Source organism: Goekera deserti, from assembly GCF_010685995.1.
Taxonomy (GTDB): domain Bacteria; phylum Actinomycetota; class Actinomycetes; order Mycobacteriales; family Geodermatophilaceae; genus Goekera; species Goekera deserti.
In genome coordinates, this window is sequence record NZ_JAAGWK010000019.1 from 14,645 (window position 1) to 27,659 (window position 13,015).

A 13,015-nucleotide genomic window follows, 5' to 3' on the forward strand; every position below is an offset into this window, starting at 1 on the left:
GAGCCCCGCCATGGCCACCATCACCCTCTCCCGGGCGACCCCGACGCCGCCCGCACCCACGCCCCGCCGCCGCGGGCGGCGCCGTCCCCAGGCGGGCCGGGCCGGGCCGGTCACCTACACGCTGCTGGTGCTCTCCGCGCTGGTGTCGGCGTTCCCGCTGTACTGGACGGTGGTGGCCGGCTCGCACACCAACGCCGAGATCGCCGCGACACCCCCGCCCTTCCTGCCGAACGCCAGCCTCTTCGAGAACATCGGCGCGGCGATGGAGCAGGCCCCGATCGGCCTGGCGATCCTCAACTCGGTGATCGTGGCCGGGTGCATCACGATCGGCACGGTCCTGTTCTGCACGCTGGCCGGCTTCGCATTCGCCAAGCTGAGGTTCCGCGGCCAGGGCCTGCTGCTGGCGCTGGTGATCGGCACGATGATGGTGCCCACCCAGCTGGCGGTGATCCCGCTGTTCATGATGATCGCCGACCTGCAGTGGGTGAACCAGCTGCAGGCGGTGGTGCTGCCCACGCTGGTCAGCGCGTTCGGCGTCTTCTTCATGCGCCAGTACCTGATGTCCTCGCTGCCCGACGAGCTGCTCGAGGCCGGCCGGATGGACGGCGCCTCGACGTTCCGGATCTTCCGCTCGATCGTGCTGCCCGTCGCCCGCCCGGCGATGGCGGTGCTGGCCATGCTCACGTTCCTGACCGCCTGGAACGACTTCTTCTGGCCGATCATCGCCCTCACCACCAGCAACCCGACCGTGCAGGTCGCGCTGGCCGGGCTCGGCTCGGGCTACGTGCCCCAGCGCTCGGTGATCATGGCCGGCACCCTGCTCGGCACCCTGCCCGTGCTGATCGTCTTCGCCGTCCTCGGCAAGCAGATCGTCGGCGGGATCATGCAGGGCGCGGTCAAGGGCTGACGCCCGCTCCCCTCCCCGGCTCCACCCCCGTCCTCCCCCACCCCGTCCTCCCCCACCCCTGGAGCACCGCTGTCATGACCTCGACCGACGTACGCCCCGACGCCGCCGCCGCGCTCACGTTCCCGCCCGGCTTCTTCTTCGGCGCCGCCACCGCCTCCTACCAGATCGAGGGGGCCGTCGACGTGGACGGCCGCGGGCCCTCCATCTGGGACACCTTCAGCCACACCCCCGGGAAGACCCACCAGGGCGACACCGGCGACGTCGCGGTCGAGCACCACGCCCGCTACCGCGAGGACGTCGCCCTGATGGCCGACCTGGGGCTGCAGGCCTACCGGTTCTCCATCGCCTGGCCCCGGGTGCTGCCGCAGGGCGCGGGCCGGGTGGAGCAGCGCGGCCTGGACTTCTACCGCCGCCTGGTCGACGAGCTGCTGGGCCAGGGGATCGACCCCTGGCCGACGCTGTACCACTGGGACCTGCCGCAGGCCCTGCAGGACGAGGGCGGCTGGACCAACCGGGACACCGCGGCCCGCTTCGCCGACTACGCCGCCGTCGTGCACGACGCGCTGGGTGACCGGGTGCGGCACTGGTCGACGCTCAACGAGCCGATGTGCAGCGCCCTGCTCGGCCACCAGGCCGGCCAGCACGCACCGGGCGAGCGGGACGCCGTCGCCGCCTCCCGGGCGGTGCACCACCTGCTGCTGGGCCACGGCCTGGCCGCCGGCGTGCTGCGCGACCGCGGCGTGGACCACCTGGGCATCACGCTCAACTTCACGCCGATGACCCCGGCCACCGACTCCCCCGCCGACGTCGACGCCGCCCGCCGGCTCGACGGCCAGCAGAACCGGATGTTCCTGGAGCCGATCGTGCGCGGGGCCTACCCGGCCGACGTGGTGCACGACCTGGCCGCCGCCGGGGCGCCGCTGCCCGTGCAGGACGGCGACCTGGAGGTGATCGCCGCACCGCTGGACTGGCTGGGCGTCAACTACTACTTCTGCTCCACCGTGCGCGCGGTCGAGGAGCCCACCGGGAAGGCGACGGCGTTCATCGGCGGCGAGTGCATCGAGGACCTCACCCCCGAGGGCCCCACCACCACGATGGGCTGGGGCGTGCACCCGCAGGGGTTCACCGACCTGCTGCTGCGGTTGCGCGACGAGGCGCCCGGGCTGCCGCTGGTGATCACCGAGAACGGCTCGGCGTGGCCGGACGAGGTGGCCGCCGACGGCCAGGTGCACGACGGCGAGCGCACCGACTACCTGGTGCGGCACCTGGCCGCGATGACCGACGCGATGACGCTGGGCGCCGACGTGCGCGGCTACTTCGCCTGGTCGCTGCTGGACAACTACGAGTGGGCCCGCGGGTACGCCCAGCGCTTCGGCCTGGTGCACGTGGACTACGCCACCCAGCAGCGCACCCCCAAGGCCAGCGCCCGGGTGTACGCCGACCTGATCGCCCGGCACACCCAGGCGGGCTGAGCCTCCGGCCGGTCCTCCCCTCGGCCCGGGGTGGACCGGCCGGCGCCGGGCGCGGGCCGGTGGGAACACGACGGCGCCCGGATAGCTTACAGTCGACACGAACTGGTTGATACGTCAACAGGAGGTCGACATGCCCGCTGTGACCGTCGAGGACACCACCACCCTCGCCCGCATCCCCGTGCCCGCGCCCACCGCGGTGCGCCGCCGCGTGCGCTCGGTGACCACCGCCCCGTCCGGGTTCGAGGGTGAGGGCTTCCCCGTCCGGCGCGCTTTCGCCGGGGTGGACATGACCGCGCTGGACCCGTTCATCCACATGGACCAGATGGGCGAGGTCGAGTACGCCCCGGGCGAGCCGAAGGGCACCTCCTGGCACCCGCACCGGGGTTTCGAGACCGTCACCTACATCATGGACGGCGAGTTCGAGCACGCCGACAGCCACGGCGGCGGCGGCTCGATCACCAACGGCGACACGCAGTGGATGACCGCCGGTGGCGGCGTGCTGCACATCGAGCGGCCGCCGGAGGCGCTCGTGGTCAGCGGCGGGCTGTTCCACGGCCTGCAGCTGTGGGTGAACCTGCCCAGGGCGCAGAAGTGGGTCGAGCCGCGCTACCAGGACCTGCGCGCCGACCAGTCGGTCCTGCTGGCCAGCCCGGACGCCGGTGCCTTCCTGCGGGTGATCGCCGGCGACGTCGGCGGGCACACCGGCCCGGGCAGCACCTACACCCCGATGGCCATGGTGCACGCGACCATCGCGCCCGGGGCGACGCTGGACCTGCCGTGGCGCCCGGACTTCAACGCCCTGGTCTACGTGCTGAGCGGCAACGGCTCGGTCGGGATCGACGGGCACCCGGTGACCACCGGCCAGCTCGCGGTGTTCGGCCCCGGCGACACGATCACCGTGCACGGGGCGCAGCACCAGGACAGCCGGACGCCGTCCCTGGACGTGGTCGTGCTGGGCGGGCGGCCGATCCGCGAGCCGATCGCCATGTACGGGCCGTTCGTGATGAACACCCGGCAGGAGGTCGTGGACGCGTTCACCGACTTCCAGGCCGGCCGGCTCGGCTCGATCCCGGCGTCGTACGTGCCGCACGGTTCGGTGCGCGGCGAGAGCGGTCTCGACGACGCGACCCCGGCCCGGTAGGACTGCCGGCATGAGCAACCCGGCCCCGCTGCAGGGTCCCGCCGCGAGCCTGCGAGAGGTGGGGGGCAGTGGGGTCCTTCACCCGGCGGCGCACACCCTGGGCGGGCTCGAGGCTGCCTCCGCCTCCCCGGTGCACGACCTGCTGCCGGGCAAGCAGGTGCTGCTGGGCAGCAGCCGGGTCACCCGGCTGCTGCCCACCCTCGGGCGGCGGCTGGTGGGGGCCTGGGCGTTCGTCGACCACTTCGGTCCGGACGACGTCGCCACCGACCCGGGCATGCAGGTGCCCCCGCACCCGCACACCGGGCTGCAGACGGTGAGCTGGCTGCTGGAGGGCGAGGTGCACCACCGGGACTCCCTGGGCAGCGACGTGCTGATCCGCCCGCGCGAGCTGGGCCTGATGACGGCCGGCCGGGCGATCGCGCACTCCGAGCAGTCGCCGGTGCCGCACCCGGCGATGCTGCACGGCGCCCAGCTGTGGGTGGCCCTGCCGGACGCCGCCCGCGCCACCGCCCCGGCGTTCGAGCACGTCACCGGCCTGCCCGGGTTCGCCGCGGACGGGCTGCGCGCGACGGTGTTCCTGGGCTCGATGGCCGGGGCGACGTCCCCGGGGAGCACGCACTCCCCGCTGGTCGGCGTGGACCTCGACCTGGTCGCCGGCGCCGACGTCGAGCTGCCGCTGGAGCCGGGGTTCGAGTACGCCGTGCTGGCGTCGGTGGGCTCGGCCGAGCTGGACAGCGGCCCGGTGCCGGCCGGCGGGATGGCCTACCTGGGCAGCGGACGGCGGTCGCTGCGGCTGCGCACGGACGCCCCGGCCCGGCTGCTGCTCCTCGGCGGCGAGCCGTTCGAGGAGCAGATCGTCATGTGGTGGAACTTCATCGGCCGCAGCGGCGAGGAGATCGCCGCCTCCCGGGACGCCTGGCAGGCCGGCGAGCTGTTCCCGGCCGTGCCCGGCTGGGGTGACGAGCGCACCCCGGCACCCCCGCTGCCCGCCGGGACCCTGAAGCCACGCGGCCGGGAGCGCTGAGCGCGGGGGCCACTGGTCCCGCACCTCACACTTCGCGCGCCTTCTGTGCCCTGCTGCGCGCTTCCGCGCCCCACACTTCGCGCGCTCTCCGTGCCCGTCGGCGGCCGGGCCGGCGCGCTGGGTGCTCGGGGTGGCCGGGGCGCTGGGCGCGCGGGGTCAGAAGCCGCCCCCGCCCCCGTCCCCGCCGCCACCGCCGTCGAACCCGCCGCCCCCGTCACCACCGCCACCGAAGCCGCCGCCGTAGCCGCCGCCCAGACCGCCGAAGATGATGCTGCCGATCGCCGCCCCGGCCAGTCCGCCACCGAAGCCGCCCATGCCACCGCCCCGCCCGCGGCCGTACCCACCGCCGTAGCCGGGCCCGTAGCCGCCGCCGTAACCGCCGCCGTAGCCGCCGGAGTACTGGTACTGCTGCACGTCCTGCTCGGCGGAGAGGTAGGCCTGCTGGGCGAGCTGGTCGGCCCGCTGGGCCTGGCGCAGGGCACCGACCGGGTCGGTGGGCGCCGTCCGGCTGGCGCTGTCGAGGTTGCGCTCGGCCTCGGCAAGCCGGGTGCGGGCCGCGCTGCCCACGGCACCACGCCGGGTGGTGATGAAGTCGCTGGCCACCTCGACCGAGGAGTACGCCGCCTGCATCGCCTGGTCCAGGTGCGCGCGGGCCCGCTGCTGCTGCTGCTGGGTGTCCCGCGCGGGCTCCAGCGCGGCCTCCAGCGCGAGGTCCGCCTCGTCCAGCTGCCGGACGACGGCGAGCGGGTCAGGCAGCTGACCGCCGCTGCCCTGCAGGGCATCCGGTGTGGCGGCCAGTGCCCGCTCGGCGCGGACCAGCTGCTCGCGCAGCCCCGGGGTGTCGACGCCGCGAGCCAGCAGGGCCTGTGCTTCGGCGATGTCCTTCTCGGTCTCCAGCCGAACCGCCTGGAACCGGGCACCCACCGAGTCCAGGTCGTCGGTCAGCTTGCCCACGGCGTCCAGCAGCGTGCGGCTCTGCACCAGCGCGTCCTCGGCCGCCCGGATCGCCGGCACCGCGCCGGCCGTCCGGCCGGCCTCGATCTCACCGCGGCCGTGCGCGATCGCCTGCGCGGCCAGGTCGATCCGCGCCTGCGCCTCGGTCACGTTGTCGGCCACCGCCGCCCAGGCACTGCGGGCGTAGCGCTGCTGCAGCTCCTGCAGCTGGCGCTCGGCGCGCGGCACCCGGTCGGCGACGGCCGCGGCCTCGGGCACGAGCGCCTCCAGCCGCTGCGGCGCGGACCTCTCCAGGTCGCGCAGGTGCGCGTAGGCCACGGCCTGGCTGTCCAGCCGGGCCCGGGCAGAGCCGGTGAGCGCCAGCAGCTGGGTGAGCATGCGCCGCTGGGTGGGCTCGTCCTCCGGGACGTCGTCGTCCAGCTCCTGGCGGATCATGAACGCCCGGCTCAGCTCGTCCTTGGACTGCTCCAGCGCCTCGCGGAACCCGGCGACCGGCTCGTCGCCGTACTGGGACTGGGCGTACGCCAGGTCGATCGCGGAGGTCTTCACCGCCTCGTCCAGGCTGAGCAGCTCCTCGCTGGCCCGGCCGTTGAGCTGCTCGTTCGAGGTGCCGTGGTGCGGGTCGCGGGCCGCGGCCTCGGCGGCCTCCCGCTCCCGCGCGGCCTGCGCCGACGCCGCCGCGGCCTTCTTGCGGTTCCGGCTGCGCACCAGCGCGTACCCGCCACCACCGACGACGGCGACACCGGCCACCGCCGCGAGCGCCGTCGTGCCGCCGTTGCCCGGCTCGAGCCCCTCGGCCATGGCCACCGCACCGTCGGCCCAGTTGCCGTCGCTGAACAAGGGCTCGACATCATTCGTCAGCAGGTCACCCACCTGCGCGTTCGACTTCGCCAGATCGTCGCTACGCCAGAATCCGTCTTGCCGGACGTCCGTCGCAACGGCGAGCAGGACGTCCTCCGTCCCCAGACCGCGCAGGTCGAACGCCTGTTGGGCCCAGTCGGTGCCGGCCACTCCGTCGAAGGTGTCGACGAACACCACGAACAGCTGGGTTCCGTCGGCTTCCTGAAGTGAGTCGATAGCGGCCTCGACGCGACCTTCCTCGGCGCTGTCGAGCACGTCTGCGTTGTCGACCAGCTGCTCTGTCGGGGCGAACGGGGCCTCGGCCTGGGCGGGGCCGGCGGCGAGGACGGGCAGGGAGCCGAGGGCCAGCACGGCGAGCAACCGCCACAGGGAGCGCATGCCCCCATCGTCCTCCAGGGTGCTGGGTGCCCGCTGGACGGGCCGCCGGCTCAGAACCGGCCACCGCTGCTCCGCCGGCCACCGGAGCTCCGCCGGGAGCTGCGGCCCGAGCTGCGTCCTGAGCTCCGACTGCTGTGGGTGCTGCGCCGCCGGGTCCCCCCACCGGAGCTCCACCCTCCCCCGCTGGAGCTCCAGCCGCCGAAGAAGCCCCCGCCACCGCCGAGACCGGCGTCGGCGTCGACCGACTGCGCGGCGCGCACGTCCTGCTGCGCCGCCTCCATCGCCTGGCGGCCCAGCGTGTCGGCCCGGGTGCCGGCCTCCACGGCGAGGAGCGGGTCGGTGGCGGTGAGGGCGACGTCCAGGTGGCGCTGGGCCTCGGCGAGCCGGGTCCGGGCGGAGCTGCCGACCACACCGCGGCGGGTGGCGACGAAGTCCGCGGCCGCCGCCACCGAGCCGCGGGCCGAGTCGAGCGTCCGGTCCCGGGTGGCCGCGGCGCGCTCACGGCGCAGCAGCAGGTCCCGGGCGGGCACGAGCGCGGCCTCCAGCTCCGCGTCGGCCTGGGCGAGCAGGCGTTCGGCACCCAGTGGGTCGGGCAGGGCCCCGGACCCCAGCGACGCAGCGGCCGAGGTCGCGGCCTCCGCGCGCTGCACCGCCTCCGGCAGCCCGGGCACGCCGGCACCGGAGGCCAGCAGCCGGCGGGCCTCGGCGAGGTCGGCGGCGGTCTCGGTCTGCAGCGCGGCGAGCCGGGCGGGCGCACCCGCCACCTGCGTCTCGACGTGGCCGACCGCGTCGAGCAGCGTGGCCACCTGGGCGAGTGCGTCCTCGGCGGCACGCACCGGGGTGACGGCTCCCGCGGGCCGGCCGGCGGCGACCTCCGCGCGCCCGGCGGCCACGGCGCGGTCCGCGGCGTCCAGCCGGGTCCGGGCCTGGTCGACGTTGTCGGCGACCGGCTGCCAGGCGGCCGCGGCGAACCGGGTGCGCAGCCCGTGCAGCGCCGTCTCGGCCGCGGGCACCCGGGTCGCCAGCTCCGCCGACCGCGCGGCGAGACCGTCCAGGGCCTGCGGCGCGTGCTGCTCCAGCGCCCGCAGCTGCGCGTACGCCGCGGCCTGGGCGTCCAGCCGCTCGTCGGCGGCGTGGGTGAGGGCCAGCACCTCGGCCAGCAGCCGGCGTCGCCCGCGCTCGTCCTCGGGCACCTCGTCGTCGAGCTGCTGCCGCAGGGCGAACGCCTGCGCGAGCTCGGCACCCGACTGCGCCAGCGCGTCGGCGAAGCCCGCCACCGGGCCGGGCCCGTACTGCGAGGCGGCATAGTCGAGGTCGATTCGGGAGGTCCGCACCGCGTCGTCCAGCTCGAGCAGCTCCTCGCCCGCCCGGCCGGCCAGCTCCTCGGTGGGGACGCCGTTGTAGGGGTCCTTCGCGGCCTCGGCCGCCTCGGCGGCCTCCTCGGCGCGGCGGCGGGTGCGGCGCCGGCCCAGCAGCAGCGCGCCCCCGCCGCCGACGACGGCCACCCCGGCGACGACGGCCGCGATCGTGCCCCCGTTGCCCGGCTGCAGCTCGTCGGCGAGGGCCACCGTCGCCCCGGCCCAGTCGCCGTCGGCGAGGTACGGCTCGATGTCCTGCGTCCCGATGTCGTCCATCTCCTCGGAGGACTCCCGGAAGTCCGCGGCCACGTCGATGCCGTAGGCCCGGTCCTCGGTGGCGACGACGAAGAGCACGTCCGAGGTCGCCAGACCCGACAGCGCCGCCGTCTGGGCAGCCCACTCCGGGCCGTCCAGCCCGTCGAAGGAGGCCACGTAGACGACGAACAGCTGCGTGCCGTCGGCGTCGCGGAGCTCGTCGAGGGCCCGCTGCACCCGGTCCTCGTCGCCGTCGAGGGCACCCACCTCGTCGGTGACCTGGTCGGCGAGGCGGGCCGGCGGCGAGCCCGTCGCGGCCGTGCCGCCGAGCAGGAGCAGCAGGACGGCGGCGGCGAGGGCCGCGGCGAGCCGGGTCACGAGGCGCATGGCGGCATGGTGTCCCATCGGCGCAGCTCAGAGTGCGGTCGGTGCCCCCGCCCGCACCACGTCGGCCGGGACGGTCCCGACGCCGACCCCCCGGGTCACGCGTCGGCACCTGCTCGTCGTCCCCGCATGGGCAGCGGTGCTCGCCGCACTGCGCTGAGCGGGCATCCCCGGGCGCCCGGCGGTGTTCAGCGGGCATGACCGACGCCACCCTCGAGCACCGCCTGCTCTCCTTCGTCGCCACCCAGCGGCAGGGGGTGCTCGTCACCCTCAAGGCCGACGGGCGCCCCCAGCTGTCCAACGTGCTCTACGCCTGGGACCCGGACACCCGCACCGCGCGCGTCTCGGTCACCGCCGACCGAGCCAAGACCCGGAACCTGCAGCGGGACCCGCGCGCCAGCCTGCACGTGACCTCGCCGGACTTCTGGACCTGGGCGGTCCTGGAGAGCACCGCCGAGCTCACCCCGGTCGCGGCCGACCCGCACGACGACACCGTGGATCAGCTGGTGGCGCTCTACCGGTCGCTGTCCGGCGAGCACCCCGACTGGGACGCCTACCGGGCGTCGATGGTCACCGACCGTCGGCTGGTCGTCCGGCTCACCGCCGGGCACGTCTACGGGCAGGTGGCATCGGGCTGAGCGCCCGGACCGACCGGGCGCGGAGGACTGCCCACCGGCCGGCTGGGTAGGCGGTGTCCGACCGTGTTGCGCCCATCCGGCGGCGCAGCTCCCCCAGCAGGAGGGACCCCCGTGTCCGACAAGACCCCCGCGACCGAGAACCACAGCATCCCCGCCCGCGACCTGCCCCCCGGCGCCGTCCGGCGGGTCGGCCCATGGACGGTCGGCAACCGCGGCGGCGAGCCGTTCGCGGTGTCCAGCCGGTGCCGCCACCAGCTGGCCGACCTGTCGAAGGGCACCATCGACGCCGACGGCTGCCTGGTCTGCCCGTGGCACCAGGCCAAGTACGACGTCACCACCGGGTCGATGGTCGCCGGCCCGAAGGGCCTGCTCGGCTACCACGGTCCGACCCCGGGTTACACCCAGCTGGTGCGCGGGTACGCCAGCCTGCTCAAGCTGCGGGTGCGCCGTGCCATCCGGCGGGGCGACGACGTCGTCGTCGAGTAGGTCCCTGCTCCACGGGTCGCCCTCCCACCGTCCACCTCCTCGCGCTTTCTGTACAGAAAGCGCGAGGACGTCCGCCGTCCTCACCACAGGCGGACGGCTCACCCGCTTTCTGTACAGGGAGCGGAGGAGCAGTCAGCCGGCGAGGACGTGGCGGAGCAGCCCGGCCAGCTCCCCGGGTCGGGACAGGAACGGGGAGTGCGAGGTCTCCATGGTCAGCACGTCGGTGGCCCGCCGCGCCATCGCCTGCTGCGCCGGGTACGGGATCGCGCGGTCCTGCGTGCAGGCGATGTAGGTCGACGGGATCGAGCGCCAGGCGGCCTGGCTCAGCGGCTGGGTGAACGACGCCGTCGACTGGTGCCGCAGCTGCACCGTTGCCGAGGCGGCCAGGTCGGGGTCGACGTCGGCGTAGAACACCTCGCGCGCGTCCCGGGCGTCGACGAAGCCGCGCTCCTCCTGCCAGTCGAACCAGGGCAGCGGCGCACCCCCGGCGGCCTGGAACAGCGACTCGCCCACGTCGAGCTGGAACGCGGCCAGGTAGACCAGCCGGGTCACGTTCGGCGCCCCGGCCAGCGCCTCGCTGATCACCGCGCCGCCGTAGGAGTGCCCGAGCACCACCACCGGCCCGTCGATCCCGGCGACCGCAGCCCGGACCAGCGTCGCGTCGTCGGTGAGCGTGCCCAACCGGTCGGGTGCCAGCCCGGAGCTCGGCAGGTCGACGGCGCTGCAGGCGACGTCGCCGAGCTCCGCCCGCAGCAGTCGGAAGGCCCCGGAGCTGTGCCAGGCCCCGTGCACCAGCAGCAGGTGCGGCAGTTCGGTCATCGGTGGGTCCTCCCTCAGTGGAAGCCGACCGGCTCGTCCACCCCGGCGATCAGCGGGTCGGTGCCGTGCCCGGTGTCGCCGGAGGCGATGGACACACCCTGGCTGGCCGCGACCTCCTCGGGTGACTTCGGCTGCAGCCGGCCGTCGTGGATCTCCTCGACCCAGTGGCAGCTGACCAGGTGCGGCCCGCCGACGGCCGGGCGCACCGCGGCCGGGGTGGCACCGAGCGCGCCGGCGCCGGTCGGCGTCAGCGTGATCTCGCGCAGCAGCGGGACCTCGTCGTCGCAGCGGGTCTCCTGCCGCCACGGGCAGCGGGTGTGGAACCGGCAGCCGCTGGGCGGGTTCGCCGGGGAGGGCAGGTCACCGGCCAGCAGGATCCGCTCGCGGTGGTCCTCGACCTCCGGGTCCGGCACGGGCACCGCGCTCATCAGCGATCGGGTGTAGGGGTGCAGCGGGGAGGAGTACAGCTCCTCGGCGGGCGCCTGCTCGACCAGCGACCCGAGGTACATCACACCCACGACGTCGCTGATGTGCCGCACCACCGCGAGGTCGTGCGCGATCACCAGGTAGGTCAGCCCCAGCCGGCCCTGCAGTTCCTCCAGCAGGTTGAGCACCTGTGCCTGCACGCTGACGTCCAGGGCGGACACCGGCTCGTCGGCGATCAGCAGGTCCGGCTCCACGGTGATCGCCCGGGCGATGCCGATGCGCTGGCGCTGGCCGCCGGAGAACTCGTGCGGGTAGCGGCGCAGCGCCGCCGTCGGCAGGCCCACGGCGTCCAGCAGCTCGCGCAGCCGGGTGGAGATCGCCGCCTTGTCCCCGCCGAGGCCGTGCGCGCGCAGCGGCTCGGCGAGCAGCGACTCCACGTTCTGCCGGGGGTCCAGCGAGCCCAGCGGGTCCTGGAAGACCATCTGCATGCGCCGCCGGATCTGCCGCAGCGGCTCGCCCTTCAGCGAGGCGACGTCCACCCCGTCGAACCAGACCCGCCCGGCAGTGGGCTCGCTCAGCCGCAGGATCGCCCGGCCCAGCGTGGACTTGCCGCAGCCGGACTCCCCTACCAGCCCGTAGGTGGTGCCGCGCTGCACCGACAGGTCGACGCCGTCGACGGCCTTGACGTGGCCGACGGTGCGGTCGAAGAGCACCCCGCGCTTGATCGGGAAGTGCACCTGCAGGCCCTCGACCCGCAGCAGCGGGTCGCCCGGCGCCTGGTCCACGGTGCTCACGACTGCTGCCCTTCCGACGACGACCAGGACGACGAACCGGTGGACGGCGACCCGGCGGACGCCCCGGCGGACGAGGCCGCCGTCGCCCCGGCGGGTGCGCCGGCCGCGGCCGGCGTGGCGTGCAGCGGGTGCCGGCAGCGCAGCTCGCGGCGCAGGCCGTCGGCCTCCAGCGGCACCGTGCTGCCGGAGACCTCGGTCAGGCAGTCGTCCTCGGCGTTGTCGCAGCGCGGCGCGAACGCACATCCCTGCGACCACGGGATGGTGTCCCGCGCCGAGCCGCGGATCGGCGTCAGCGGGGTGCCGCGGCCGGTGTCCAGCCGGGGCACCGACCCGAGCAGGCCGCCGGTGTAGGGGTGCCGCGGCGTGGCGAACAGCGGGCGCCGGTCGGCGGTCTCGATGACCCGGCCGGCGTACATGACGTGCACCCGGTCGCAGAGCCCGGCGACGACGCCGAGGTCGTGGGTGATCATGACCAGGGCCGTGCCCGAGCCCTGCACCAGCTCGCGCAGCAGCTCCAGGATCTGCGCCTGGATGGTGACGTCCAGTGCGGTGGTGGGCTCGTCGGCGATCAGCAGCCGGGGCGAGCAGGCCAGCGCCATGGCGATCAGCGCGCGCTGCCGCATGCCGCCGGAGAGCTGGTGCGGGTACTCCCCCAGCCGGCGCCGCGGGTCGGGGATGCCCACCCGGTCGAGCAGTTCGGTGGCCTCGTCCTGGGCGGCCCTGCCGGTCATGTCGCGGTGCTCGGCGAGCACCTCGGTGACCTGGGTGCCCACGGTGACCGTCGGGTTCAGCGAGGACAGCGGGTCCTGGAAGACCATCGCCATGTCCTTGCCGCGCAGCGTGCGCAGGGTGCGCGGGCCGGCGCCGAGCAGCTCGGTGCCGTCCAGCCGCACCGAGCCGGTGACCTGCACACCGCGCTGGGGCAGCAGGCCCATGATCGCCAGCGAGGTGACCGACTTGCCGCAGCCGGACTCACCGACCAGGCCGATGGTCTCCCCCGGGGCGACGGAGAAGCTGACGCCGTCGACGGCCCGGGTGGGCTGCTCACCGCGCCGGGTGAACTGCACGGCGAGGTCGTCGACCTCGAGCACGGGCGAGCCGGACGTGCCGGTCACGGG

11 protein-coding genes are annotated in these 13,015 nt (G+C 75.0%); 6 read left to right on the top strand and 5 right to left on the bottom strand.

Annotation, left to right across the window (positions count from 1 at the left end; genetic code table 11):
• Positions 1-10: 10 nt before the first annotated feature.
• From G1H19_RS13160 to G1H19_RS13175, 4 genes are all read left to right on the top strand, one after another.
• On the top strand, positions 11-907 hold the full coding sequence (locus G1H19_RS13160) for a carbohydrate ABC transporter permease (RefSeq protein WP_152729492.1): 897 nt from the start codon (positions 11-13) through the stop codon (positions 905-907).
• Positions 908-981: 74 nt separating this feature from the next.
• Positions 982-2,379: a GH1 family beta-glucosidase gene (locus G1H19_RS13165; protein WP_152729491.1), complete on the top strand. Its 1,398-nt coding sequence runs from the start codon at positions 982-984 to the stop codon at positions 2,377-2,379.
• A 130-nt stretch (positions 2,380-2,509) separates the two neighbouring features.
• Positions 2,510-3,520 carry a pirin family protein gene (locus tag G1H19_RS13170; RefSeq protein ID WP_152729490.1) on the top strand — a complete coding sequence of 337 codons (1,011 nt, stop codon included), beginning with the start codon at positions 2,510-2,512 and terminating at the stop codon, positions 3,518-3,520.
• A 10-nt stretch (positions 3,521-3,530) separates the two neighbouring features.
• Positions 3,531-4,544 carry a pirin family protein gene (locus tag G1H19_RS13175; protein ID WP_152729489.1) on the top strand — a complete coding sequence of 338 codons (1,014 nt, stop codon included), beginning with the start codon at positions 3,531-3,533 and terminating at the stop codon, positions 4,542-4,544.
• A gap of 156 nt (positions 4,545-4,700) precedes the next feature.
• Here G1H19_RS13175 and G1H19_RS23990 read toward each other — a convergent pair whose 3' ends face one another.
• A complete protein-coding gene (locus tag G1H19_RS23990; protein WP_152729488.1) occupies positions 4,701-6,737 on the bottom strand; it encodes a TPM domain-containing protein in 2,037 nt (678 codons plus the stop codon).
• 50 nt (positions 6,738-6,787) lie between these two features.
• Entirely contained in the window at positions 6,788-8,737 is a 1,950-nt protein-coding gene (locus G1H19_RS13185) for a TPM domain-containing protein (RefSeq protein WP_162392934.1), read from the bottom strand.
• Positions 8,738-8,931: 194 nt separating this feature from the next.
• Between G1H19_RS13185 and G1H19_RS13190 the strand changes: the two genes are divergently transcribed.
• Complete coding sequence (locus G1H19_RS13190) at positions 8,932-9,372, top strand: PPOX class F420-dependent oxidoreductase (RefSeq protein WP_152729486.1); 441 nt, start codon at positions 8,932-8,934, stop codon at positions 9,370-9,372.
• A 111-nt stretch (positions 9,373-9,483) separates the two neighbouring features.
• Positions 9,484-9,858: a Rieske (2Fe-2S) protein gene (locus G1H19_RS13195; RefSeq protein WP_235928115.1), complete on the top strand. Its 375-nt coding sequence runs from the start codon at positions 9,484-9,486 to the stop codon at positions 9,856-9,858.
• Between the two features lie 132 nt (positions 9,859-9,990).
• Here G1H19_RS13195 and G1H19_RS13200 read toward each other — a convergent pair whose 3' ends face one another.
• From G1H19_RS13200 to G1H19_RS24550, 3 genes are read right to left on the bottom strand one after another with little or no spacing between them, the layout of a single operon-like run.
• Positions 9,991-10,677: an alpha/beta hydrolase gene (locus tag G1H19_RS13200; RefSeq protein ID WP_152729485.1), complete on the bottom strand. Its 687-nt coding sequence runs from the start codon at positions 10,675-10,677 to the stop codon at positions 9,991-9,993.
• Between the two features lie 14 nt (positions 10,678-10,691).
• A complete protein-coding gene (locus G1H19_RS13205; protein WP_202925897.1) occupies positions 10,692-11,897 on the bottom strand; it encodes an ABC transporter ATP-binding protein in 1,206 nt (401 codons plus the stop codon).
• Positions 11,894-13,012 (bottom strand): ABC transporter ATP-binding protein, encoded by a 1,119-nt coding sequence (locus tag G1H19_RS24550; protein WP_235928114.1) that lies wholly within the window; start codon positions 13,010-13,012, stop codon positions 11,894-11,896. The genes G1H19_RS13205 and G1H19_RS24550 overlap by 4 nt, the downstream gene beginning before the upstream one ends.
• Positions 13,013-13,015 lie beyond the last annotated feature (3 nt).